Origin of the sequence: Paenibacillus sp. OAS669 (assembly GCF_014873645.1) — a bacterium.
GTDB lineage: Bacteria > Bacillota > Bacilli > Paenibacillales > NBRC-103111 > Paenibacillus_S > Paenibacillus_S vulneris.
The window spans coordinates 302,540-328,703 of sequence record NZ_JADBDR010000003.1 but is presented as its reverse complement, the minus strand read 5'-3'; the positions used below and the strand labels follow the sequence as shown (position 1 = coordinate 328,703).

The following is a 26,164-nucleotide window of genomic DNA, read 5'->3' as shown; positions in this document are numbered from 1 at the left end:
ACATTCAAGTAGAGACATCCATGATCGCATACTTAACTTAACAACAATGGACATGATCCGTATGGGAGGCGCTAGAAGTGGAATTTCGATTGGTACAAAGCAGTGAATTGAAGCAGGCCGTCCAGCTGGCGGACGACGTTTTCCGCGATGCCGAGCAAATCTCGATGGGCACCGCCTTCCCGCTTATTTTCTCGCCAGGGCAAAGCCATTCCTATGGAGCCTTCGTCGGTGACAAGCTCGTCTCCTTCATGGGCTTCGTCCCGTTCGTTCTGCAAGCAGGCGACGCGCGGCTGAACGTATTCTCGATGGGATCGGTATGCACCCATCCGGATTACCGCGGCCAAGGCACCGCCGGCCGCCTGCTGGATCTGTGCAAGCAGCACGCCGAGCAGGCCGGCGCTTCGCTGGTGTTTATCTCGGGCGACCGCTCATTGTATACGCGGGCGCACTGCTATCACTTCGGCCGCACGGAGCGGTTCACGCTGGATGCCGAGGGCGCAGCCCGGCTGCGCTCGTTAACCGCGGGGATTAGCGGCCGCACGGTCCGCCCGCACGCGCCGACGGACGCGTTCGCGATGCAGGCTGCCGCGAACGCCCGTGAGGTCGCGTTCGCGCAAAGCGTCACCGAGCTGCAGCGGCTGCTCGGTGCGGAAGCCCACGCCAGCTGCACGAAGCTGGCGCAGCAGGTGCTCGTCGCCGCCCCGGCGGGAGGCGGCGTGGACAGCTATGCTGTGATCGAGGCCCCCGGCCGCTATCACAGCAAGAGACAGCCGGCGGCCACCGAGTGGGCCGGGCCGGCTGAAGCCGTCGGCGCGATGCTCGCCGACGCGGTAGAGCGCTTCAACCTTGCGGAGCTCCAGGTTGCGGTCGGCTGGCATGAGCACGAGCTCATGCAGCTGCTGCGCGAAGCAGGCTTGGCCTCGACGCCGGGGACGAACAGCGGAACCGTGTTCGTCGTTAGCGCCGAGCGCCTGCTCGAGCAAGCCGCTCCCTATTTGCGCGCGAGCGGCAGCCCTGTTCCTGCAGTCACCGCCCTGCAGGAGGGCCAATACTGCGTGACGCTCCCGGATGGAAGCGTCAGCCTGGAGCTGTCCGCAGAGGAGCTGGTCTCTCTGCTGTTCGACCCGGAATCGGCGCATGCAAAGCAGCTGCCGGGCTGGACCGCCATCCCGCTGCCGCAGCTTAACGGACTTTCTTATACTTAAAATAGCCCCACAAAGTGTGGCCCTTGCTTCGGAGCTGATTCAGGTACTTTGCGGGGATCCCCGAAATCTATAAATTCTATAGACAAAGCCCGATAAATCGCCTCGCAGCGGTTTATCGGGCTTTATTCATTTTATCTAATGTTACGGCTTCTAAACGAATGTTACGGCCCTTTGCTTATCGAAAAAACGACGCTATCGCCTGCTTTGGCATCAGCATTTGGCTGCGGATCCTGCTTAAATATTTTCCCCTTTTCCATATCATTGTTTTCTAGAGAAAATTTGTAACGCAGACCGGCAGCCAGAGCGGCCTGATGAGCCTCACTCTCTGTCATTCCGATGAAATTAGGAACTTTAGTCGGACTGCCTGGAGTCTTCACGCTACCGCTATCAGGCTGCTTCGTCTCCTTCGGCGCATCCGGCTTCGGTGTTGCCTTAGGCTCCGGCGTTGGTGTCGGCGTCGTCTCCGAAACGGCGTTGCTGCTCGGAGGACTATAGCCTTTATCCGGCTTCAAGGCCTCGAGCAAGCCCATCAGGATCAGCACGGAGCATATCCCTATAACGACGATCGCCCCGCCGATAAAGAGCAGCTTTTTCATCACGCTCCCTACCGTCAGCTTTCGGGTTTCCTCTTCTTCTTCCTCATCGTCGTCTTCCTCAACGATTCGGGTCGCCTTTCGTACAGGCTCGTCGTACTGGGCCGCCTTCTTTGGTGCCGGTATCTCATCTGCCGGCGATTTCATGATCGTCGACACAGGCCGTTTTCTCGTGTCAGGCTCCGCGGTACTTGCCGCGCTCTGCGAGCTTCTCATTATAACTATGCGGGCAAGCTGAGTAATGAAAAGTTTTAACGAAACATCCTCCGTCATCGCCTGCTGAATCAGTGGAACAAGCACGCTTCTTTGCTCGCTTGGCACCGCTCTTAAAGCCTCTTGAACAGAAGCATCCTCCAAATGCAGCTGTGCCGTGGAGGAGCCTGTCAGCATCTGCAGCAGCAAGCTGCTTAATCCGAATGTCCCGCGCTCATTGTCTTTTCCTTGCTCCCAATAATTCATAATCACCGGATAACGCTCCGAATCGAGCCATATATTGTCCGGGCGTACGGAAAAACCGACAATGCCTTCCTCCAGCGCTTTTTGCATGCCTAACGCCAGCTTGTGCACGATGGATATCATTTCTGCAAAAGCCAGCGTCTTTTTGTCGATTTCCGTAATCAGCAGCGTACCGTTACAAGGCTTTAGAACAGCGGTTAAACGCTTCGCTGCGCGGCTGTATCCCGTATCCAGAATATGAATAAACGCCCTGTCCGTAAACTGGGATGCTTCCCCTATCATTTGCGTATAGGTCCGAACAAACTCTTCGTCCGGAATATCGAGAGAGTACAGAATAACCTTTCGATTTAGGGATAAATCTTTTCCCATATAGACCATCCCGCCTTCCAGCGGCAGGATCGGTTGCTCGGGTACATATCTCTGCTCCATGCGATCTTCCATCAAAGCAGCCCCCTTTCTCTTTAAATACCCTATCCATCTTACTCATATAGTTCGGACTTTAGTCCGGATTTTCGTTGATATGCTCGAAAAAAACAATTAGCGCGCGAAGAAGAAGGCATTTTAGTACATTACCCATTCTATTATATAACGAAACGGCAAAAAAGCCGACTTTTGCGAATTGGCAAAAGTCGGCCTCTTCTTGTGGCCGAAATATCGTTGATGAAGAGACCGGAGCTATTCCAGATTTCCTTCCAGCTCGATGTACTTCCTGCGCAGCTTATCCAGCGTTTCTTCATCCGGCTTCCAATAGCCGCGCTGATGGCTTTCAAGCAGCGTCTCCACCATGGTATGATAAGCCCATTTGTTATTTTGTTCCATCTGTCGGCTTCTTGATTCATCCTTGACATACACATCATTCAGCTGCTCGAATACCCATGGAGCTACACTCCCTGTCGTTGCAGCCAGACCCATCACATTCTCAAATCGTCTGGCGATCTGCTGCGCTCCATGATAAGAATGAAGCAGCAGCGCATCTATCCACTTCGGATTGGTCAGCCTGGTTTGTATACCACGTGCAATAGCACGCTCCGCTTCCTCTGTAATAACATGCTCGCCGGTAGTATCCGTAATATGAATGTCAGCCTTGCCGCCTTTAGCCATCTCTACCGCTTTGGATAAGCCGCCGAAATATTCATAATAATGATCCGAATCCGTTACTTCATGCTCATGGCTGCTGCGGATTTGCGATACGATATCGACCGCCTTCAGATGAGAGCGCAGCAATTCCGGCTCTCCTCTGCCTCGCTGCGTCAGACTGTATACATAATGCTGGCTGTCCTCGTAAGCTTTGCCCAATTCATCTTCTCCGCTCCAATGCTTGGTTTCGATGAGCCGGGTCACCGAAGTGCCGTATGCTCCTTCAGCCGGACCGAAAATCCTAGCGCTCGCCAGATCCGCCATCTCTTCTGCACTGTAGCCGTTCTGACTTAACGATGCCGCCGTCTCGCAGGTACGGGCTTTAAAGTAGTTCTCTTCCTCCGGCTCATCCAGCTCGGATATGCGCTGGAACAAACGGTTTAAATCCTCCAGCAAATTAGGGAACATATCGCGAAAGACTCCAGTAATCTGAACGACAACGTTCAGGCGGGGACGTCCTAATTGTTCAAGCGGAATGATGTCATAGGAAGTGCGCATCGTCCCGCCAGCTATTCGGACGCCCAAATAATGCAGGATTTGCCCGATGGTTTCACCCTGGGTACGTGAGGTCTCCAGTCCCCATAATACGACTGCCGTCGTATTCGGGTATTCGCCATGCTCGTCGTAATACCGCCGTATGGAATTTTCCGCTGTGGCAGCTCCCCTCTCTGCTGCCGTCTGGCTTGGTACCGCTCGCGGGTCGAACTGAACCAAGTTGTACCCTGAGGGCAACACTTCCGGTGAGCGCAGGGCATCCCCCGCCAGCTTCGCCGGAATGTATCGGCCTTCAAGCGCTCTAAGCAAGCTCTGCAGCTCATTGTTGCTTTTGCTGGCTTGATAAGATGTATAACCGTATTCGAGCGACTCCTGCATTGCTGCCCGCCATTCGGCTGGCGCACCCCGGTAAGACTCTGGTAGCTCTCTGGTATCTATGTAGGCTTGGACAACCGCCTCTGCTTGCTGATCAAGCTCATGCCATAGTTCGGTCTCCCCACCAGCTGCCCCTGCTTCTGTATTCCGGCCTTGAAGATCGGCCAGCAGCCCGCGCAAGGAACGGATGCTACCGCGCTCGTGACGCAGGACGAACCTCATATGCGCAGAGGCTTCCTCCGAAGAGTATCCCTCCCCTAATACATGAAGTCCGCTTGGGATCAGCGATCGTTTCATCCTGTACAGCTCTTCTTCGATGGTTTCGGGCTCGCCGGCATTAAGATGGAGCTGCTTGGCACTATCCAGCATTCTGGCGAGGATAGCGGTACACCGGTCAGGATCCAATTGCTCGGCAGCTCGGTATTCGTGAAGCAGCGCTTCAAGGTCTGACCATTCTCCATACAATTCGGCTTCCATGAAAGGCGGGGCTTGATAGCCGATCAGGAGCGCATGGCTCCTCCGCTTCGCGATCATCGCCTCAGAAGGATTGCCGACATAGTAAAAATATAAGTGAGGCAGCTCCCCGATAAAATCATCAGGAATGCAGTGAGCAGACATTCCGGATTCTTTGCCCTGCTGGAACTCGAGCGTTCCGTGGGTACCGATATGGACTAACGCATCCGCCTTCCACTCTTCCCTGATCCATTGATAAAATGCAGTATATTGATGCGGCGGCAGCAGCGTCCGGTCATGGACCGCTTGCTCGGGATGCTCATGGATGCCGCGCGAAGGCTGCAGCCCGATAAACACATTCTTATTGATGATCCCCGGCAGAAGAAATGCTCCCTCCTCCGACATGACGTCGCCAGGTGGTTCTCCCCACCGTGCCACAGCCCCCTCTCCCCAGACTCTGCTTAGAAGCTTACGCTGAAAATCGGAATCATGGAAGCGGATCATCGAAGACACTGCATGCTCGCCGGACCATACCCCCGAATTCACCAGCCCGCCCTCTACGAAGCTCGCATGCAGCTCCTCGGCAGTCATCTCCTCTACATCGTAATCATTTTGTTTAAGCAATGTAAGCAGGCGGGATAAGGATTCAAACGTATCCAGAAAAGATCCGCCAAACACATTCCCTTCTCCCGGGGGATAATTGTAACCGATCAAGGCCAGCTTTTTCTCCCGGTTTGATGTGCTTTGCAAATTAAGCCACCTTCGGATGCGGCCGATCAGCTTATCGGTTCTTTCGGGAATCAACGCCAGGCGGGTCCGTTCAATGCCAAGCTCCCGATCCGTGCTCTCGCGCTGCAATGCCGCTACCGGATACGTTTCAATACTGCCGTCCAGTTCCGGCAGCATGACTTGAACAAGCAGCTGGGAAGGATTCAGACCGCGAGCTGAGTGCTCCCATTCCTCGTGCATCATCCCTGATAGAAAAAACGGATGAAGCATCGGCACTCCAAGCACGGTAAGCAGCTCTTTGGCTTCACCGTTAGCATCGCCGCCTGGCCCGGAACCGAGGCGGAACGGCAGGAAATTGACGAGCAGGTTGACGCGACGTTCCGCATCCTGCAGCAATTCCTGCAATCTTGTCACAGAAATATTCATAACCGATGGAAAAGCAATCGGCAGAACATCAGCGAACTCCTCGATCTTACTACTGATCGGGCCGATACAATCCGAAACGAGCCCCGGATTGCCGTTACCTAGAAAGAACAGAGCTACAACAGGCCTGCTGCTGGCCGTTCGGCTGCTCCAGTAAGCGGAGGCAGAGGAATAGGCGATTCTGGTTGCCGGATCTACAATGCACAGCTCCTGCAGCACGTTCGGCTCGGCAGGTTCCGGCAGTATGTCGCAATGGCCGTATTCCCGTCCCGCCATACAAAGAAGACCGAGCATATTGGCCGCTCCGCCGCCGCGCCAGTATTCGTTGAAGGAAACGAAGCTCAAATAATCTTGGCGCAGCTCTTCAGCAATCGAATGCGCTCTGCTTCGCAGCGCCGGAACATGCAGATCATCTGCTCTCAAGCTGCCAAGCCTCGTTAATGCCCGAATATCGGAAGAATCGCTACCTACCGGCACAACATGAGCGGTCAGGCTGCTAATAAACCGGGAGAGGCGTCCGACCACTTCTTTGCGGACTCCGTGGGCGTCAAAGAGCAGTAAGTCTGCTTCCTCGAAGCTTCGTTCTTTTTCACTATCCAAGACAAAGGCTTGCCGTCCATCCAGGTTCATCACGCTCAGCTTCAAGAGACTTCGCTGATCGTCGTTCAAAGACCTGTACGCTTCCGACAGATGGGCCTGAATCATTTCGTTGCTTGTCAAAACGATGATGTTCAATGCTGTATCTCCCCCCATGAATTATGTAAGCATGCTGCGTACGGCCCGTTCGATATTACCTGCTTCTATTTGTTCAAGACGATAATAGGCTGCCCTCAGCCCCTCTGCCAGCTTGTTCGCAAACCCTAGGGAAACGAAACCGGCTTCCGTATCGATCACCATCGTCTGAATGCCGGAGGCGGCGATTCGCCGGGCGATATTCAAGCTTTCATTCCATGGATCGCTATCCGGTTTGAGGCTTACATTCGCCTTACCGTCGGTGATAACAATCATGGCGGGTACTAGGCCGCTCTTTCTTTTCATCCAGGCTTCTAGCGTTTCCGCGCCCTTCCTTAAAGCAGCAGACAGAGGCGTCTTGCCCCCTGTAGGCATGATTCTCAGCTTGCGTTCGGCAAGCTCGACACTCCGGGTTATGTTCAGCATCAACTCGGCTTTCTCCCCGCGAAATGCAATCAAGCCTACACCATCCCGCTGCCGGTAAGCATCGCGCAGTAAAGATACGATAGCTCCTTTAACGGCCTTCATCCGCTTGGAAGCGTTCATCGATCCGCTGGCATCCACTACAAATAGAAGAGCCGTTCCCAATCGGGCTTCCCGTACTTTTTCCCGAAGATCGCTTGTTTCGATCAGCAGCCGGCTGACCCGTGTCCCTTTGCTCCTCAGTAACCGGTCATGGCGAAGACGTTGGAATGGGGCCGCCGCCCGTAGCGTTGCATCCAGAGCCAGATCCCGAACCGGCCCCTTGGGCAGCATAGCCCGAACATAACGGCCCGATGTGGAACGCACTCCCGCTGCGGACTTGTTGCGCTTACCGAATCTTCCGCTGCCAGGCTTGGATATAGCGGTAAAGCTATAGCGGAACACTTCGTAATCTCGCCCGATCGCCTCTACGATTTCCCGCGCACCGACCGTATCCGGTGATTCCCCGTTCCTTTCATTGACAGGGGCTTCGTTATGAGCATCCGCTTTGAAATCCATCCCAGAATGTTTGGGCGGCGAAAGCTCATCCTCTGCATCCTGCTGCTGGGCTTCGGATGGTGCATGAGGGTAGCGTTCAGGACGAGATGGCACTCCAGGCATCTCGTCCTGTCTGTCGGAGCCATTCATTACATGGCCATTATACGGAGTTTCGGACAAATCATTAGGAGCCTTAGCGTCTCGCATCCGATGCGGGATCACGTATGGTGCCGCCTCCTGCACATGATGCGACTTCACTTCCATCTGGCCCTCCCAAGCGGCTATAGCCGTGGCTGTTTGGACAAGTATCATTTCCGCCCGGTGCCCCTGGCACCCTGCTTCTCGCGATATTTCAGCTGCCAACCGCAGCATATCTTTGCCTACATGTACTGAAGAAAGAAGCAGCGATGCCTTCGTCACCTTGTTAAGCAGCTCTCTTGTTTCCGACTCATATTCACTGACGAAAAGGGCTTTGTCTCGTTCGAAAGCCAGGCAGCGGCGGATGATTTGCTGTCTCTGTTCATGCCCTCGAACAGGTTCCATCTGGACAAAAAGCCCCCATTGATCCCATAATGGTTGCTTTAGCACATGGCTATGCAGAGTATCCACATGTATCGTTCCGAACAGAAGAAACCGGGCCGTCTTGAGCTCCGACAAGCCTTCCCGTTCGATCCGGTAGGAACCGTTCTCCGCCGTTTGCAGAATGGACCTCAGCAGGGGCTCGGACATCAGCTGCACATCGTCTACAGCCATCATTTGTTCATCTGCTTCCGAGAGTAAGCCTGGGGCCAGCCTTCTTCCTTCCTGACGGAAAGCCGCAGCACTATCTACTGACCCGAAGAGCCGATCTTCGGTAACATGAATCGGCACCACGACTCTTCTTCTTTGCGGCAGCAAGGCAGTAAGACCACGCACTAGCGTCGTCTTGGCTGTCCCGGTTTCTCCGCACAACAACACGCTGCCAATCCTGGGATTTATGGCATGAAGCAGCAGGGCCTTTTGTGCCCGTTCCTGTCCGACCACCGCACAAAATGGAAAAGGAGCCGAGGCCTCATTAGGAAACATAATGGCTCTCCATCTGCATATTGTTCAGCAGCATGCGGATGGATTCCGCTCCATGAACATGATCTTCAAAAGGCTGCTTGCGCATCCGATGGGGCATGACCAGCATGGCCGCTTCCATCATATCCTCCGCTGTAACCTGCGATCTTCCGTCAAACGCAGCTATCGCCATGGACGTCTTGATTAAGGTGATGTCTGCTCGATGGCCGTCTACTTCTAATCGGATTCCGATATGAGCAGCCCATTCCAGCATAGAATCCGTAGGCTCCATCAGGCTCAGCATCCGGCGCGATTCCATAATCCGCTTTTGAAGCGCTGCCTGCTCCTGCTCGAACCGTCCTCGAAACCGATCGGGGGCCGATTCGAACGCAAGCCTTCTGCGAACGACCTCCATTCGGGTGTCCACCTCCTTCTCTCCGTTCACTTCGACGGAGAGAGCAAACCGGTCCAGCAGCTGCGGACGAAGCTCGCCCTCCTCGGGATTCATCGTGCCGATTAGGATGAATCGCGATGGATGTGAATAAGACACCCCCTCCCGTTCCACGGTATTAACTCCCATAGCCGCCGCATCCAGCAGCGCATCCACAATGGCGTCATCCAGCAAATTGATTTCATCCACATATAAAATATGTCCGTGGGCGGCTGCCAAAAGCCCAGGCTCGAAACGCTTTTCGCCTTGTTTGATGGCATGCTCAATGTCCAGCGTCCCTACGACTCTGTCTTCGGTAGCGCTGACAGGCAGCGTAACCACATGGATATCCGGCATGAGCTCGGCCAGCGCGCGAACCGCCGTCGATTTGGCTGTCCCCTTCTCTCCGCGTATCAATATGCCTCCAAGCCTTGGATTCACTAGATTGAGAAGCAGCCCCTGCTTCATTCTTTCCTGGCCAACAATTGCCGTAAACGGAAACATGTCCTGCATAGATCCTGAACCTCCTTCGATAATGGTTATCCCTGCGAGCGGGAAAACGGTTGAAACAGCTCCTCTCGGTTGCGATCAGGCGCTTTTTTCTCGACCAGCCCCGTTATCAGGCAGGAGGGACGCCCGCTCTCGCTATCCCAGTCCATTCTGGCTCTGACGCCAAAGACGTCTGCGAGCATGGAAGCCGTGATCACTTCCTCCGGGGTACCGCTTGCATATAAACCGCCTTGCTTCATGACCGCTATTTCATCCGAGTAAGAAGCCGCATGGTTGATATCATGAAGCACCATGATGATCGTGACTCCATACGACCGGTTAATCTCTTTTATCAGTTCCATAATTTCGAGCTGATGGCTGACATCCAGATACGTTGTAGGCTCATCCAGGAGCAGAATACCGGGCTGCTGGGCAAGCGCCATCGCGATCCAGACCCGCTGCCGTTCTCCCCCTGATAACGAAGCAAGCTTGCGCCCTGCATAGGCTTCGGTGCCTGTCTGTGCCAGTGCCCAGTCAATGATCGCTTCATCCTCCTTACCGAGCCGCTCCCAAACCGGCTTATGGGGAAACCGCCCGTAGCCGACCAAGGTTCTTATAGTCAGCTCAGGCAGCTTTTCCTGACTCTGCTGGAGAACCGCCATTTGCCTGGCCAGCTGGCGAGGTGTGATGCTGTTCAGCGCCTTGCCATCCAGATGAATGAAGCCGGTCTGTACTTTCAGTTGGCTGGAAATAGATTTCAGCAAGGTGCTCTTCCCGCATCCGTTCGGTCCGAGAATGCTGTATATGTTCCCGGAGTCTACATGCCAATTCAGCTTGTTGATGACCGTTCGGCCGTTATACTGGACGGATATATCGTGCATCGCCATCGAGATCATTCCGCTTCTCTCCTCAACAAATATAAAAAGAACGGCCCTCCCAAGGCTCCCATCAGGATACCGACAGGCAGCTCTATCGGGGCAAAAAGAAGACGTGCCAACGTATCGCAGCATGTAACGACGATTACGCCCATCAGAGCTGTCGCCGGAAGCAGAAACCGGTAATCACTGCCGATAAGGAGCCGCGTCGAATGAGGAACAATCAGGCCGACAAAACCGAGCAGGCCTACGACACTGACCGCGCTTGCCGCCAGAAGCGCAGCAACGGCCGTCATGACGAGACGGGTCGCCTCGACGCGAAGCCCCAATCCCTTGGCATTCGCATCGCCTAGCCCAAGAATGTTCATGTGGGCGGCACCTGCCAAAGCCAAGCTTGCGCCAATAACCGAATAAGGCAGCATGATGGATAATTGCGGCCAGCTTTTGGCTGCCAGCCCTCCCACAAGAAACACTAACGCCCCGTGGACTCGGTCGCTGTAGAAGGTCAGCAGTGCCGAAATGCCGGAACCGAGAAAAGCAGATACCGCTACGCCGGCCAAAATAATGCGTACAGGCTGAATACCGCCTTTCCAGGCCAGCAAATAAATAACGACGGCCGCTCCCGAGGCGCCGAGAAAAGCCATCGGAGTCAGCAGCCAGGGCAAATTCGGGAATAAAATCAGAATCACGACGCCGACCAGCCCCGCACCGGAGGAAACGCCGATAATATGCGGATCCGCCAGCGGATTGCGCATAACTCCTTGCAGCAGCGCCCCGGACAACGCCAGATGAATCCCCACAAGAGCAGCAATCAGTGTTCTGGGCAGCCGGATATTCCAGATGACCTCCTTCATCGGACCCGCATTATCGTGAAACAAATAGCCCCATATGTCAGGCAAAGATATCGAGACCGCGCCGGAGCTAAGGCTGAACGCAATAGACAGACAAGCTGCTGCAAGGAGCAACGCAAGGACAATCGTACTTCTTCGGCCTGAGATTCGTTCTCCCTTATTTGGCATTCTTATAAATCTCCGGATACACATATTCGGCTAAATAAGCGACGGATTCGTTCAACCGGAAACCGGGATTGGATAGCAGCAGGTCGGATGGAAGGACGGTCATGTGATTTTCCTTGACCGCTCGCAGGGAAGACCAAGCTGGCTGTGCGGCGAGCTCGGATTTTATTTTCTTCTCACCGTCCTCACGGGCGCCATGAATCAGGATAAATAAGTAATCAGGATTCAGCTCCACCACCTTTTCCAAGCTATAGGGAGCCGTAGACTGGCTTTTGGAAGAAGCATCGAGCGCTTCAGCGACATTTTTCATCTTCAGCATTCCTGCGACTTCAAGTCCGACCGTATTCGTTCTTTGAACGGAGATGCTGGTCGGCGTGACGTTCAGCATAATGAAGGTCGGCTTTTGTCCCGGCAGTTTGGCCGTAAGAAGCTTGATCTTCTCATCCAGCTTGGCAAGCTCCTCATCCGCTCTGTTTGGCTTACCGGCAAGTTGACCGAACAGAGGGGCTTTTTCTTTTAAATCCTGATAAGTGCTGAGGCTGAAGAGAGCAAACGGAATGCCGCTTGCGTCCAATACATTGGCTAATTCACGATGAAATGAGGTGGAACCGATCACCAGATCCGGCTTCAAGGCCAGGAGCTTTTCCGTATTGACGGTTGTCATTCCCCCTACATCTTCGATGCCCTTTGCTTGTTCGGGGACGGCTGCGCTTGGTGAAGTAGTCTTAGCGATGGTGCTTCCATCAACAGCATAGAGAAGATCCAGCAGCTGCGGCGATAGCACGATGATTCTCTTCGGCTGCGTTTTCAGATCAATCGTACGTCCTATGTCGTCTTTAAAGCTCATAAATCCCTTGTGATCCGGAGCAGGAGATGACTTCGTCGTGTCCGCAGCTGGCTGTGATTCGGTAGAGGCATTCCCGCTATTCGGGATCGCTTTCGCGGAGCATCCCGCTGCGATAATCAAAACAAGGCTGGTCATTAGCCATTTGGATAAAGCTTTCATTGATTTCTTTCCTCCCGAAGAGATAGGTATCATGGATTTATTTCATCTGAGCGAAACATAAAGACCGGAACCCAGATTCCGGCCTTACCCATCAAGATGATGTATTATCTCGTTTCGCGATGAAGCGTTACTCTTTTTAGACGAGGACTGTATTTGCGCAATTCCAGACGTTCCGGATGCGTCTTTTTGTTCTTCGTTGTGGTGTAGTTACGATCACCCGTTTCTGTGCACGCCAATGTGACAACGACTCGCATGCGATCACCTCCCTTCATTGGAACTTTGCTAACACTCAGACAACTCAATTACTTATATGTAATTTTTACGATTATCAAAAATAATAAAAACCATCTACCAAGATAGCAGCCCCTCTTCTTACCATTTATCATTTCCTATGATTTTCATCATTTAAGTACTCTTGCCTTTATTTAAACGTAATAATTACATATAAGGAGTGTATCAAATATTTATTTATCCGTCAAAGCCTTTTCTAAAATCGCCTGTTAACGAGTATCCCGCTCAACCTTTTTCCAGGGAAAGCTGGCTTAGCATTATCGATTGCCACTATTCGTAAGAACAGCCGATGCTCTACCGCCGCAACGAAGGCATACGCCCGAATTTCTGTTATTTTTAGCTTATTTCTGGTTTTACAATAAAACTGGCCGCTGATTATAATGGACGAATCATGTGTGAAATCGAAAGGAATTCTGCTGTCATGGCCCATCAGGCTGTTTTTTTGCGTTTGCTAGGCGTCTCCCTGCTATGGGGGTGCAACTATGTCGCAAGCGCCTATTTGCTGAGAGATTTTTCTCCTATTTTCTTGTCTTACTCCCGTCTTGTACTAACCTCGCTCTTCTTGCTTTCGGTGGCATTGATTAACCGGAGGATGAAGCGTCCGACTATGCAAGAGTGGCTTATTCTGCTGTTTGCAGGTCTGTTCGGCACCCTGTTCAACCAATTCTTTTATTTCATCGGTCTTCAGCACTCTACGGCCGGTAATGCATCACTCATCATTGCGCTCTCTCCTGTCGCTACTACTTTGCTTGCCCGCATATTCTTGAGGGAGGCCATCACGGTGAACAAGCTGACCGGGGCCGGCCTTGCGCTTGTCGGCGTCGTTCTTATCGTGCTGTTCGGAGGCAAATCTATCGGCATTTCGCAAGGCGATATTTTGCTGCTGCTGGCTATGCTAGCCTTGTCCGTCAGCCTGCTGTTCATCCGCAAATTAACAACTAGCATGCCATCCTATGACATCACTATTTTTGCAACCGTCATGGGAACCGTCCTGATGACTCCCGCAGCCCTATGGGAAGCGAGTCAAGGCCATATGCACTTCAGCCTTCACCTCACGATGTGGCTGCTGCTGGCTTGCGCCGCTATTTTCGGCCAAGGCTTGGCGGGCTTTTGGTGGAATCAGAGCATTTCCGAGGTAGGTGCATCCACCAGCTCCATGTTTATGAATATTCCCCCGTTCATCGCCATTATCGTGGCTTATCTCGTTCTTGGGGATACGATCCAGATGGTTCAAATCGTCGGCGGGATTCTTATTCTGGTTGGCGTAGCCGTATCCAATCGCAGATCAGCTGCACAGGCTGCTGCATCTTAGAAGCAAACAGGTTCAAGGCGTTCCGCTGTGGAACGCCTTTTTTTCTGCTTTTCAGCCCATTTTTATGTAATGTAATACAACATTTTTTTCGTATTTCGTGAACCTTCTCACTGCAACGACAATGTTTTCAATTATTATTCAAAAATGCTGTTGAATGATGTTGTTTTTTGTGTGAATTACATTTACACTCCAACCCGAGCGCTATACAATATAGCAAAATGCTATTGGTGGTGACAGCATGACGAAGATGAAAATCGGCTTCCGTACTCTAAAAACTGCCGTCGGCGTCAGCATTTCCATTCTGCTTGCCCAGCTGCTGCAGCTCGAATACTACTCTGCGGCGGGGATACTGACCCTGCTGTGCATTCAAAAGTCGCGCAAGCAATCAACGCAAGCCGTCGTCAGCCGATTGTTTGCTTGTCTATCCGGCCTTTTATTCTCGAGCCTGCTGTTTGCTATCATCGGCTATCATCCGTATTCCTTTCTCGTTTATCTGCTGCTGTTTATCCCGTTCTGCGTCCGGTTTCGCATGCAGGAAGGCATCGCAAGCAGTTCGGTTATCGTCATGCATGTCTATATGCATCGAGGCATTGAACCGGCCTTTTTCCTTAATGAGTTTTTGGTGATAGTAATCGGCTTAGGTGTCGCCCTGCTTGTTAATTGGTACATGCCCAGCATCGATAAGGAGTTAAACCGCCGTAAGGAGGAAGTGGACCGGCTCATTTCCGTTATTTTGAAAGAGATGGCCGCCTATCTCAAGGAAGGCTATACGCTGTGGGACGGGAAGGAATTGCTGCAGCTTGGCGACGAGCTTCAGCAAGCCAAGAGGCTCGCAGTGCTCGATGCGGAGAATAATTTACTGCGCAAAACGAACTCCTACGAGAGTTATTTTGATACAAAACGCCAGCAGTACGAAATCCTGGAACGAATGCTCCCGTATATTTCAAGAATTTCGGTTAAGATGGACCAGGGCATTCGGATAGGAGACTTTATTCTTGAGGTCAGCAGCCTGAAACCTGGAAGCTCAACAGCCCATCTGCGCGAAACGCTGCGTGCCATCCGTGAATACCATAAGCTGCTTCCCTTGCCGGAAACGCGCCATGAATTCGAAAATCGCGCCAGCCTTTATGCCGTAGCGAACGAGCTGGAACGGTTTATTCATACAATGTGATCAGGCTATGGTTTGATCCTGTGAATCTGAGGAAAAACTTATAGAGCTCGAACTTTGCCAATATACTCCGGTGGGTATGCCCCTCCAGCCGCCACTATTGAAACTCGTGCGAGTAAATCTATGCACCGGTATTTCACAGCTTTCAATGGTGGACGTAACCTCCTCCGGGCTTACCCACCTTCGTAGGCAGCATAGTTCCCACAAAACATTTTTTTCAACAGCATGCCGGAACCGGAGCATAGCGCTCCGGTTTTTCTTTTCTCCGGCACCCCGCTCCACACTTCACGCCTCTCGCTTTAGCACCGCTATACCGTGAACCGGCAGACTTAAACTATCCCCTGCAGGCTCTCCACTTTCCAGATCGGTATATTCGCGCCCATCAAGCGGAATCTGCTGCTCCATCCCGCTGAAATTCATTACGAACACATAGTCCGTTTCCCCATCCGTCCTCCACATGGCCGTAACACCCCGCGGCAGGTCGGTATTTAATGTGCGGGGAAGCCCCGCTTCCTCAACGATCCGTTGGTAAAAAGCGGAAAGGAAATCCGCTTTCAGCCGGGCAGCCATATAGTACGCGCGTCCTTGGCCCAGACTGTTCACTGTTAAAGCCGGGCGCCCGGCATAAAAGCTGTCCGTATAAAGCCCCAGCACCTCGGCGCTCTCCACATGAATCAGCTCGCAAATTTCATGAGCCTCGAAGGTTCCTGTCAGACCAAGAGCGTTATCCGGAGACAACGCCAGCCCGTTCCGGTCTTCCTCGTACAGTCCTTCGATTTCCTCCGCCCAGATACCGAGCACCTTGCGAAGCGGTCCGGGGAAGCCTCCTAAATGGCATAGATCATGCTCATCGACAATGCCTGACCAATAGGTAGCCACCAAGGTACCGCCGTTCTCAACGAATCGCTCCAGCTTCCTGCCTGTCTCTTCACGGCACATATACAGCATGGGGGCGATAATCACTTTATACGGTGCGAAATCGTCTTCGCTGCCGATGACGTCCGTCGGCACTCCCTGCTCCCAGAAGGCATGATGATGGTCCAGGACCGTCTGCTCATAATGGATCCCCATATTTCGGGGACCCTGGGCATTCTTCACGGCCCAACGGTTATCCCAATCAAACAGAATCGCCGTCTCCGACGGAGTCGAAGTGCCCGTGACTTCCGAGATGGCCGCCAGCGACCTCCCCAGCTCCGCCACATCCCGGAAGACTCGCGTGTGCTCATGGCCCACGTGATCCACCACGGCGCCATGAAACTTCTCGCTGGAGCCGCGGCTCTTGCGCCACTGGAAGTACTGCACGGAATCCGATCCATGGGCTACCGCCTGCAGCGAGGACAGACGATGCATGCCCGGCTGCTTCAGCTTGCTGACCGGCTGCCAGTTCGTCAAGCTCGGCGTACTTTCCATAAGAAGAAACGGCTTCTTCAGAATCGAACGGAATAAGTCGTGGTAGAACGCTATGGATGCGCCGAGCTTGATATCGTTCGTCCCTTGATGCCAGGTCGGGTACGCATCCCAGGAGATCACATCCAGTACATCGGCAAATTTGCGGTAATCCAGGCCTTCGATCATATGCATGTTCGTGGTGGCCGGGAGCTCGGGATTGGCTCTCTTCACCGATTCTATCTCATGCCGGCAGAAATCGACGGTTTGATCCGTTACGAACCGGCGCCAGTCCAGATTCATGCCGTGAACCATGTTCTCCCCGTGGGGAGCTGGAGATTCCACCTGAGACCAATCCGTGTAGGTGTGTGCCCAGAAGGTCGTCCACCAAGCCGCATTCAGAGCCTCCAGCGTCCCGTACTTCTTCTTCAGCCAGCTGCGGAAGGCATCCTGACAGAGGCCGCAGTGGCAATCTCCGCCGAATTCATTGGAGATATGCCAGCCGAGTACGGCCGGATGCTTGGCGTAGCGTTCAGCCAGCTTGCCGTTGATGATGGCCGTCTTCTCCCGATAGACCGGCGACGTGTAGCAGTGATTATGCCGCATTCCATGCAGGTTGCGGACCCGATTGGCTCCTACGCGCAGCACCTCCGGATATTTGGCGGACATCCAGGCGGGACGCGCCCCGCTCGGCGTGGCAAGCCAGGCATAAATCCCGTTCTGTGCAAAACGCTCCAGCACCTGATCCATCCATTCGAAGGAAAACACGCCTTCCTGAAGCTCCAGCGAAGCCCAGGAGAATATGCCGATGGCCATGACATTGCAGCCGGCCAGCTTCATAAGCCGGATATCTTCCTCCAGCACCTTCGGATCTTGCAGCCATTGCTCGGGATTATAGTCCGCGCCGTGCATCAGGACGGGCAGCTTACTGCTTATAGGGGAATGTTTTCCTGTCATCTCTATCGCTCCTATAGGAATCGTCATATTTGCATATATCTCTTTGATAATAAATCATGGGCAGCCTACAAACATAGAACAGAGGCAGCAAAAAATCGTCCGTTCTTAACATACAGTCCTGCATCCATAGTGGCAGCAAACAAAAAAACTGCACCTTCAACTGTTGGATGGTGTCTAACAATTGGGTGCAGTCAGAATCGCTCGCTCAGGGACTTTTTTATTGCATGTACCCTTCTCACAGACCGCAGGCTCTACAGAAGGTCCCTTTGCTGAAAATAAGCTTTAAGCCTTTGAGCCAGCTCATCATTGGATAAGGGATTGCGGTGGGTATTTTCCAAATAAATGTATTTTTCCGTTTCCGGCATCAGGAACTCCTTATACCATAAGAAAAAGTCGGGACTGTCGCCATGGATGCGAAGGAACCTTCTTACAGTATCCACATTTTGGACGGTGCTCTGAATGTTCGTAAGCCAATCCGCCCGGTAAAACCGGTCCCACTTGCCATGCTCGGAAGCTCTTAATTGGTCGAGTCCTTTCTGATAGCTCCACATCGATTCGGAGGCGCAGACGAACGCTTGCGGGTAACGCTTCTCGCTATACTCTCTGTAAGAGCGGCACAGCCAATAAAACCCTTCGCAGCCGGACAAATGAAGGGCACCATGGAACTGCAGCTGATCGCCGGCTCTGCGCCTATCGTCCGTTCCAAGCTGATTCAGCACTTCGCCGCACCGCTTGAGCCATGCGCCCCATTTCTGCATGCCGCTCTCCAGCCGTTCCTCGAACCCCTTCACCTGCTTCAGGAAAGAATCCGCCTCCGCAGCCCAGAATAATCTCGGATTCGGTTGATCTCCCTTCCCCTGCAGCCAATGGCCGATGATAACCCTGGCCGGATGGTGATAATATTCGTCTCCAGCCCAATCATCGTCATGCGGTCCGTACGACAATGCCGCCTCCGCATAGCTGCCGTATAATTCCTCCAGCTCACCATGATGGGAGCCATAATAGCTGCGTACGAATTCAGTTAAATGCTTGCCAACATCCACCGTGCCGGCGCTCCACAGCTCTCGGATCACATCCAACGGATAGATATGAGGCCTAATATTGCCGCAATTGAGCAGCAAGTATTCATCTGCGTCGGAGGAGAAGGAGTTCTCAAGCTCCTGCTTCAAAAATTCCGCCGGTCCCGGGAACATCGTCAGGTGGTTGGAGGCTTGCAGGTCATGGAATGTCACGTGGTAGTATAGGCCGTGCTTGCCTCCATCGTCAGCTGCCGGGAGCGCCGGTACCCTAAGATTGTGATTGCCGTGCCGGCGGGAAACCATCTTGCCGTACCCGTTATCGGCCCATATCTTGATCACGTCCTCCGGAAGCTCCACGAACCCTCCCTTGTACAATTCAGCGATTTCTCCATATAGTGCTGCGCAATAAACCGGATTGGAGACAGCGCTGCCGATCATGTCGTACTGCTTGCGAATCACCTTGCTTATCATCGCCCCGCGTTTTTCGGGAGTGTCAAAAGCAGGATCATCAATCCAAAACGGCTTATCTCCTTGCCCGCGGAACGAGAGCACCCAGAGAACCTTCTTGTCCTTTTGCTTCTCTATAGCCTCCTGCCACAAGCTTTCGAACAGCTCCGGATACTCGTGATAACTGGCCGTTCTGCCCGGGAAGGCACGAAGGAACATTTCCGCCCCCAACGGCTCCGCATGATGATGCGTTACCCATAGCCCCATCTCGGAAGCAAGCTCATAATGGATTCCTTGCTTCGGCAAATCCGTGCCGGGAATGACCATATTCCCCCCGCAACGGAGCAGCGCTTCAAATACGGGCTCCCACACTTCTCTGGAAGGCGGATATGGGTCTTTCCAGCCGATCAGGCATACCTCGTCGTTGACAAACCAGCCCCGGTACCGAACCCTAGGCTCAGGAGCATCATAATCGACGCATGGAATCACGAGCTCATGCCGCTTGGTTAACGGCTGGTCCGCCCAAAACCAGAACGGCTGGATGCCCAGGAATTTCCTGCTGAATGCTAATATGCCATACAGAAGGCCCAAATCATCATAGCCGATTATTTCCATGCGAGGGGTGCCGCCATTGCTGCAGAAACGAAAGCCGAACGCTTCCGGACGCTGCTGGCAGCCACCCTTCTCCCCAGCTATACGGATACCGATTTCCGCTGCCTCCGTTGCTTCCGTCACTAGCTCGGGTTTGGCTCCCAGCACTGCCTCAAAGTCTCTGACCAGCATCCGGATCGCATGCTCGACCGGAGAAGTCCGTAATTCGGGAATTTGGATACGCACACGCCCTTTTATAACAAGCGGGCCGTTAACATGATGCTTCACCAGCCAACCTCCTTTTCATCTTTTATTTACTTTCGTTACGAAGCTGAGACTCCCGATATTGCCCCGGAGACACTCCGACGATTTTCTTAAAAATCCTTATAAACGACGTCGTATTTGCATACCCCATAAGGTCTGAGATGTCCTGTACCGAAACATCCGACTCACGAAGCAGTTTTTTGGCATGTTCGATTCGTAAGCCGATCAGGAAATCCGAGAAGTTTTGGCCGATGCTTTCCTTAAACAGCTGGCTTAAATACTTGGAGCCGATTTGAAACCGATCGCTCAGCATTGTGAGCGAAAGATTCGGGTCCATGAAGTGCTTCGTCACGAAGTCGCGTATCTCTATCATCTGTGCATTGTAACGCCTGCTCTGCACAAGTTCTCCGATGCGCCCGGATAGCTGCTCCAGCTCCTCAAGGAAGCAGGACTCGAGCTGAGCCAGCGTATCCGATTGCTCCAGCGCAAGAAGCAGGACCGGCTTGGCATCCTGAAGCCATAACTTGGCTGCTTCAGGCAGCGTGCCCTCCACCTCGTATTCCAGATGAAAGATGAAATAATGCAGCAGCCGTACAACATCATCCTTGCCAAGCCGGTGAACGGTCATCTCGTTGAATAACTGCTTCAGCTCGCTCAACCATTCCGGCTCCGACATACGGAGCTTGCGTACTATCGTGCGGATCATTTCCAGATAAGCGAACCATTCTCCGTCAGGTCTCCCCTTGACTTCAACCACATCGATAATTTGATTCACACCAAGCGTCACTTTTCGGCTGACGGCCGCCGCCGCTTCATCAAACGAACGCCCTATCTCCGATTCCTGACTGGCTGCCGAGCCGATGCCGATCGTAACCGTAAAATCCAGATGTCTCTCTACCCAGGCTCTGATCTGGTCCGACAGCTGAAGCATGTGATGTTCCAAAGCCTCGCCTTCCTTCGAGAGAAGAAGAATAACAAACTGGTGCTTCGAAATCCACTCCGCTACGATGCTCTGGCTGTTTTGTTCGGCTATCTCGACAGTGACACTGCTGATAATGAATTTGAACAATGATTGATCGTTAGGGCTGTACTTCAGACCGAACTGCACATAATGATCAAGCTCCAGCAGCCCTACGATAAAGTGACCCGCCGATAACCCGAAATGATGCCATTCCTGCTCCCACGCAGCCCGGTCGTCATCATATTCGCCCTTTAACAAAATTTGCAGAAACTGCTGTCTTCGAATGACCAGATGTTCCTGCTGCTTTTCCTGAAACGCCATGTTGTTCGTTATTAACCGCTCGATCGCATGATCGATAAACGCAAACTCATTGCTCTTATCCCTTTGATCGGAAGGCTTGATAGCCGTTGAAAAGCGGTCGATCCGATGCAAAATGGCTTCAATCGGTTTGTAGCTTCTCCGTGTCACGTAGAAGGTCGACCCGATTGCAAAGACGATGGCCCCAAGGCCCAGCATGACCCACACCGTGCTTCCGTGGAACAATAGATCGAACAGCTTGCCGCCTTTAATGCTCATTCGATACTTCCAGCCCGTGTAATCCGAGACGATATCCGCATTCAGACTGTTATTGGACGAAACCAGATGGCTATCCTCGAAGAAAGGCTTTCCCTGAGCATCATACAGCTGCGTCTCCGTAATTTTTTGATCGATCATCTGACGGATGTAGGAATCTAACGAGGAAACCTTGATATTAATGATCATATAGCCGAGACTTCCGGAATCGCGCGGAATTTTCAACCCCAAGGAGGTAACGCTCACAGACGTCGATGCGTTCAGCCCTTCGTTCTCCTTAAGCCGTGGCGAAGACCAGACTCCCGCCAGCATGCGGTCCAGTGAGCTGCGGATATAGCTCTGGTCCGGAAATTGTTCTATCGAACGTATCGTGCTTTGATCAAGAACCTTGCCATCCTTGGCCCGATATAAGTAAATCGAATCGACGAGCCCATATCGTACCATGAGACCGCTCAGCATATTGGACACATCGAATTCCCGAGCCCTGTCGGAGGGACCGTCGAGGAATTGCTGCAGTTCACCGCTCGTTTCTATCATTTTCTGAGCATCAAAAGAGATGCCTTTTAACGAGCTGTCCACCATATTCACAATATACGCAGCCGTGAGCCGGTTCGCCTGAATAGCATTTCGAACATTAATTTCATTGATGATGGAAATAAAAATAAATATCAGCACACTGACAGTAACAAACAGAATGGGGAGGTATGACAGCAGCATCCGCTTAATGTAGTTGTTGTTGATATTCATATTCCCCACCCTTTTATAGTAAACATTCAGGCAACCCCCTCTTCATTAGAAGGGATTGCCGTGCATCCTGCTTATTTCTTTTTCATTTCCTTGTAGGCGGCTCTGCGTTCGTCCATCACAGCCTGCCCGCCCAGCTTCAAATATTCCTCGACTTTCGAGTCAAACAGCTTACTGAATTCTTCCGGCTTGGCCAGAATGCTCTTCACTACAGCCTCCTGCGATTTGTCTCCCAGCGTTTTGCTGTACTTGATCTCGGAATCGATCGGCCGCTCGAAGCGCGGATTCGTGTATCCGTCATTAAGAGCATTGATCATCGTTTGCTTGGCAAGCTCTTTGTAGCTCGGGAACTGAAGGGCGCCTGCCTCGATATTTTTATCCTTGGAACCAAAATCTCTTCCGTTGCTGATAATCGCAATATCGGTGTTGTTATAGTACGTTTTCTTCGCCTCATCGGTCGTAATGGCCTTCGGGAAGCCGTTCTCCAGCGTATAATGCTGGCCCTCGATACCGTTCTGCAGTGTAAACAGCACGTCCGGCTTCGACATCCAGTCCAAATACTTGATTGCCTCCACCGCATGCTTGCTCGACTTCGGAATCATGATATGCATACCGATCGGGTCGTAAATTACTTTCGGATGCTTGCCCTCCTCATTCGTAAATGGATCCATAGCCACATACTCGGCACCAGGAACATTCTTTTTAAGCGTATCGAATACGTTCCCTGGCCCCATCAGGTTTTGGTGAGCCGCCAGCGCCGTGAAGGCGCCGACATAACCGTTCGCCACGTCCCTCTCGAAGCTTTTGCCGTCTTTGTCCAGAGCGAAATCCGGGTTGATCAAGCCCTCTTGATTCATCTTATTCAAGAACTGGACGCCGTCCTTGTAGCCCGGCTTCAGCAGCTCCGGCATCGCGTAAAAATCCTCCTCCGACAGCTTTTTAACGAATGAGCTGATCAAAACGCCGGGAGTCGTAATATTCGTGCCGTTCGAAGCGCTGAAATCGTAAGGAATGACTTTACCGCCAGTTTGCCCGGGGTCCTTCTCCTTAAACGCTTTCATAGTTTGGTAAAATTCCTCTGTGGTCTTCGGAACCGGCAATCCCAGCTTATCCAGCCAATCTTTTCGGATGTAGGAGGATTGAGTGAATTGAAGCGGTCTCTTCGCCGGGATCGTATACTGCTTGCCGCTAAAGATGCCGTAGTTGAGAACCTCCTGACCCAGGAACTTCTTCAGATTCGGCCCGTTCTCGTCGATCAGCTTGCCGAGCTCGGTCAAGCCGCCGCCTTTGACATAATTGTAAATCGTGTTCATGTCATAAGTAAACACAAGATCGGGTGCATCGCCGGTGGACATCAGCACGTTAAGCTTATCTACCTCCTGATTGCGCGGAACCGGAATGAACTGCAGCTTGATATTGTTCGGATCGCCGAAGTTTTTCTGAATCCACTGCGTCCAGAAGTTGTTGTCGACCGGTCCGGCGCCTGCGGGCGCGTTGCCGCGATCGAATATCTCCACCTTCAAGGTGACAGGCTCCTTGCCTGCACCGTTGGATTGACCCTGTACAGAATCTTTGGCCGGACCGGAGCATGCCGACAGCATACTGGTCAGCATTAGTGCCGCCGTTGAAACTCCTAACCACTTTCTTTGCTTTGCCTTCATGTTCAGAACTCCCCTTCACCTATGTTTTCGACTTTCAAATTATCTTCACCTCTAAGGAACAGAGGAATTGCTAATTCCAAATGAATCCAAATCCGCAGGAACGGATCAGCCTTTGACCGCTCCGATCATGATACCGGAAACAAAATACCGTTGAAGCCATGGGTACACGATTAAGATCGGCGTGGTAGCGAACATGATGCTGGCCGCCTTGATTCCTTCCGGGACGACATCGATTTGAACCGCGCCCTCCTGAGCCGTTAAGTCCGTTACCATACTGTTCATCACGACCTGATACAGCTTCAGCTGAATCGGATACAAATTCGCGTTCGTAATGTAGAAGAGCGCGTCCATGAAGCCGTTCCATCTGGAGACCGCATAGAACAGACTGAGCGTCGCCAGCACCGGCAGCGAAAGCGGCAGAACAATACGCAGTAACGTGCCGATATGAGAGCTGCCGTCCAGATACGCCGATTCTTCCAGGCTCGCCGGGATCGACGAGAAGAAGGTCCGCAAAATAATCAAGTTAAACGCACTGATCATTCCCGGTACGATGAGCGCTAACAAATTGTCCAGCAGACCGAGCTGCTTCACCAGCAAATATTCGGGAATCAAGCCGCCGCTGAAGAACATCGTAAAGACGATCAAGATCATGAAGACCGATCTTCCCTTCAATCGCTCCTTCGTCAATGGATACGCCGCACAGATGCTCATCGCCATACTAATTGTTGTATATGCAACCGTCAGGATGATGGTCAGCCCCATCGACCACAGCATTCTTGAATCCTGAAACACGATCTCATAAGCATGAAAATCGATTTCCCGCGGAAAAATCGTGACCAGATTGGACAAGACGGCATGCTTGGAGCTTAATGAAATCGAGATAATATGCAGGAACGGCAGGAGACACAGGAGCATGGCTGCTCCTACGATCAGCATAATGACGACGTCTGTGATCCGTATCCTTGGCGCTCTCCGCTGCAATCCAGTTGTCATATCGTTCCCTCCTACCATATTCCTTGCTCCCCGAAGCGTTTGGCGATCGTGTTGGCCAGTATGACGAAAACAAGTCCAACCAATGCCTGGAACAAGCCCATCGCCGTCGCCAGCGAGAATTGTGCCGATTGGAGTCCCGCCTTGTATACGAAGGTGCTGATCACTTCCGCATAATCCATAACCAGCGGGTTGCCCATCACATACGGCCGTTCAAAGCCGATCGTCATAATATGGCCAAGCTGCATAATGAGCATCACGACAATCGTCGAGCGGATACCTGGAAGCGTAATATGCCATATTTTCTTCATTCTTCCGGCGCCGTCAACTTCCGCTGCCTCATACAGCTCCTTGTTGATTCCTGTTAGCGCTGCTAAATAAATGATAGTCCCCCAGCCGGCGCTGTGCCATATTCCTGTTGCCAGGTACACGAGCACCCAGTTGTTTTTTTCCGTTAAGAATGGAATGGGCTGCAAGCCGAGACTCGTGACCAGGTTATTGACGAGACCTCCGTTGGTAGAAAACATCTGATACACGAGACCGCCGATAATGATCCACGAAATAAAATGGGGCAGGTACAAAATGGTCTGCGCCATTTTTTTAAACCAAATGACCCTGAGCTCATTAAGCAGAAGCGCAAGGACAATAGGTGCGGGGAACGAAAAGAATAAATCCAGGAAATTGAGGATCAGCGTATTCCGTACAACCTGATAAAACTGGCTCATCGCAAACAGCTGCCGGAAGTTTTCGAAGCCGACCCACTCGCTGCCGGTTACTCCTTGGAAAATACTATAATCCTGAAAAGCAATGGCCGCTCCATACATCGGAACGTACTTGAAGACAATAAAATACAAAATAGGAAGAACAAGCAGTAAGTACAGCTGGTAATCCCGCAAAAACCCCGTTGCCTGCCGGCGCCTGACGGCTGTCTGCAATATTTGCGGCTTGCTTTGTGTAGAACTTTGGTCCATGTGCATCCCTTCTTCCTGTGACGTACTTGTTGCTATATCATGATCATGCAAAACTATAGCATCTACAGCCCTATTGGTTCCGGCTCGGGCCGATATCCCAAACTATACGCGGCCTGCTGTTTACAGCACAATAGACTTATTTCAGGGTATTATCCGAATTCCGAAACCCTTGGTACGCTTGGATTTATTGACTTGCTTCATGGGGGAAGCCGTTGTTATGGATAGTCTTTCTTTGGTACAATTTTGACTTTCTTGGACATTATTGCAGCTTGTGCTGTATTTGAAGCTGTTCATCCTTTCCTTGTTAGAAAACAGTTCATTAACAGATAAAGGTCAACCGCTTTTTAGCTCAACACCAAGAGCCCTAGCCAGAGATGGTCTCCGTCTAAAGCTTTTATCACAAGATGATATATC

At 52.2% G+C, this 26,164-nt stretch carries 17 protein-coding genes; 3 read left to right on the top strand and 14 right to left on the bottom strand.

Going from position 1 to position 26,164, the window contains the following annotated elements:
- Nucleotides 1-77: 77 nt before the first annotated feature.
- Nucleotides 78-1,205 carry a GNAT family N-acetyltransferase gene (locus GGC63_RS09360; RefSeq protein WP_192702055.1) on the top strand — a complete coding sequence of 376 codons (1,128 nt, stop codon included), beginning with the start codon at nucleotides 78-80 and terminating at the stop codon, nucleotides 1,203-1,205.
- A 161-nt stretch (nucleotides 1,206-1,366) separates the two neighbouring features.
- On the opposite strand, the gene GGC63_RS09355 is transcribed toward GGC63_RS09360, so the two are convergent.
- The 8 genes from GGC63_RS09355 to rpmG all read right to left on the bottom strand — a co-directional run bounded on the left by GGC63_RS09355 (nucleotide 1,367) and on the right by rpmG (nucleotide 12,669).
- Nucleotides 1,367-2,695, bottom strand: coding sequence for a PASTA domain-containing protein (locus GGC63_RS09355; protein ID WP_192702054.1), 1,329 nt, complete (start codon nucleotides 2,693-2,695; stop codon nucleotides 1,367-1,369).
- A gap of 234 nt (nucleotides 2,696-2,929) precedes the next feature.
- Complete coding sequence (locus tag GGC63_RS09350) at nucleotides 2,930-6,601, bottom strand: cobaltochelatase subunit CobN (protein ID WP_192702053.1); 3,672 nt, start codon at nucleotides 6,599-6,601, stop codon at nucleotides 2,930-2,932.
- A gap of 21 nt (nucleotides 6,602-6,622) precedes the next feature.
- Entirely contained in the window at nucleotides 6,623-8,623 is a 2,001-nt protein-coding gene (locus tag GGC63_RS09345) for a VWA domain-containing protein (RefSeq protein WP_192702052.1), read from the bottom strand.
- Nucleotides 8,613-9,542: an ATP-binding protein gene (locus GGC63_RS09340; RefSeq protein WP_192702051.1), complete on the bottom strand. Its 930-nt coding sequence runs from the start codon at nucleotides 9,540-9,542 to the stop codon at nucleotides 8,613-8,615. Before GGC63_RS09340 ends, GGC63_RS09345 begins: the two co-directional genes overlap by 11 nt.
- 26 nt (nucleotides 9,543-9,568) lie before the next feature.
- Entirely contained in the window at nucleotides 9,569-10,414 is an 846-nt protein-coding gene (locus tag GGC63_RS09335) for an ABC transporter ATP-binding protein (protein ID WP_192702050.1), read from the bottom strand.
- The gene (locus GGC63_RS09330; RefSeq protein WP_192702049.1) at nucleotides 10,411-11,412 is read right to left on the bottom strand and encodes a FecCD family ABC transporter permease; all 1,002 of its coding nucleotides are present in this window, start codon (nucleotides 11,410-11,412) and stop codon (nucleotides 10,411-10,413) included. Before GGC63_RS09330 ends, GGC63_RS09335 begins: the two co-directional genes overlap by 4 nt.
- Complete coding sequence (locus tag GGC63_RS09325; RefSeq protein WP_192702048.1) at nucleotides 11,402-12,415, bottom strand: ABC transporter substrate-binding protein; 1,014 nt, start codon at nucleotides 12,413-12,415, stop codon at nucleotides 11,402-11,404. The genes GGC63_RS09330 and GGC63_RS09325 overlap by 11 nt, the downstream gene beginning before the upstream one ends.
- A 104-nt stretch (nucleotides 12,416-12,519) precedes the next feature.
- Nucleotides 12,520-12,669: a 50S ribosomal protein L33 gene (rpmG, locus tag GGC63_RS09320; protein ID WP_079912445.1), complete on the bottom strand. Its 150-nt coding sequence runs from the start codon at nucleotides 12,667-12,669 to the stop codon at nucleotides 12,520-12,522.
- Between the two features lie 458 nt (nucleotides 12,670-13,127).
- On the opposite strand from rpmG, the gene GGC63_RS09315 reads away from it, so the two are divergent.
- Both GGC63_RS09315 and GGC63_RS09310 read left to right on the top strand, forming a co-directional pair.
- Nucleotides 13,128-14,018, top strand: a complete 891-nt coding sequence (locus tag GGC63_RS09315) for a DMT family transporter (protein WP_192702047.1) — start codon at nucleotides 13,128-13,130, stop codon at nucleotides 14,016-14,018.
- 238 nt (nucleotides 14,019-14,256) lie between these two features.
- A complete protein-coding gene (locus GGC63_RS09310) occupies nucleotides 14,257-15,189 on the top strand; it encodes an aromatic acid exporter family protein (RefSeq protein ID WP_079912443.1) in 933 nt (310 codons plus the stop codon).
- A gap of 282 nt (nucleotides 15,190-15,471) precedes the next feature.
- On the opposite strand, the gene GGC63_RS09305 is transcribed toward GGC63_RS09310, so the two are convergent.
- The 6 genes from GGC63_RS09305 to GGC63_RS09280 form a co-directional block, all read right to left on the bottom strand.
- Nucleotides 15,472-17,529, bottom strand: a complete 2,058-nt coding sequence (locus tag GGC63_RS09305) for a beta-galactosidase (protein WP_192702046.1) — start codon at nucleotides 17,527-17,529, stop codon at nucleotides 15,472-15,474.
- Nucleotides 17,530-17,780: 251 nt separating this feature from the next.
- Nucleotides 17,781-19,844, bottom strand: coding sequence for a glycosyl hydrolase 115 family protein (locus GGC63_RS09300; protein ID WP_192702263.1), 2,064 nt, complete (start codon nucleotides 19,842-19,844; stop codon nucleotides 17,781-17,783).
- 52 nt (nucleotides 19,845-19,896) lie between these two features.
- Nucleotides 19,897-22,131 carry a helix-turn-helix domain-containing protein gene (locus GGC63_RS09295; RefSeq protein WP_192702045.1) on the bottom strand — a complete coding sequence of 745 codons (2,235 nt, stop codon included), beginning with the start codon at nucleotides 22,129-22,131 and terminating at the stop codon, nucleotides 19,897-19,899.
- Nucleotides 22,132-22,202: 71 nt separating this feature from the next.
- Entirely contained in the window at nucleotides 22,203-23,789 is a 1,587-nt protein-coding gene (locus GGC63_RS09290) for an extracellular solute-binding protein (protein ID WP_192702044.1), read from the bottom strand.
- 105 nt (nucleotides 23,790-23,894) lie between these two features.
- Complete coding sequence (locus GGC63_RS09285; RefSeq protein ID WP_192702043.1) at nucleotides 23,895-24,782, bottom strand: carbohydrate ABC transporter permease; 888 nt, start codon at nucleotides 24,780-24,782, stop codon at nucleotides 23,895-23,897.
- A gap of 11 nt (nucleotides 24,783-24,793) precedes the next feature.
- The gene (locus GGC63_RS09280; protein ID WP_192702042.1) at nucleotides 24,794-25,750 is read right to left on the bottom strand and encodes an ABC transporter permease; all 957 of its coding nucleotides are present in this window, start codon (nucleotides 25,748-25,750) and stop codon (nucleotides 24,794-24,796) included.
- Between the last annotated feature and the right edge of the window lie 414 nt (nucleotides 25,751-26,164).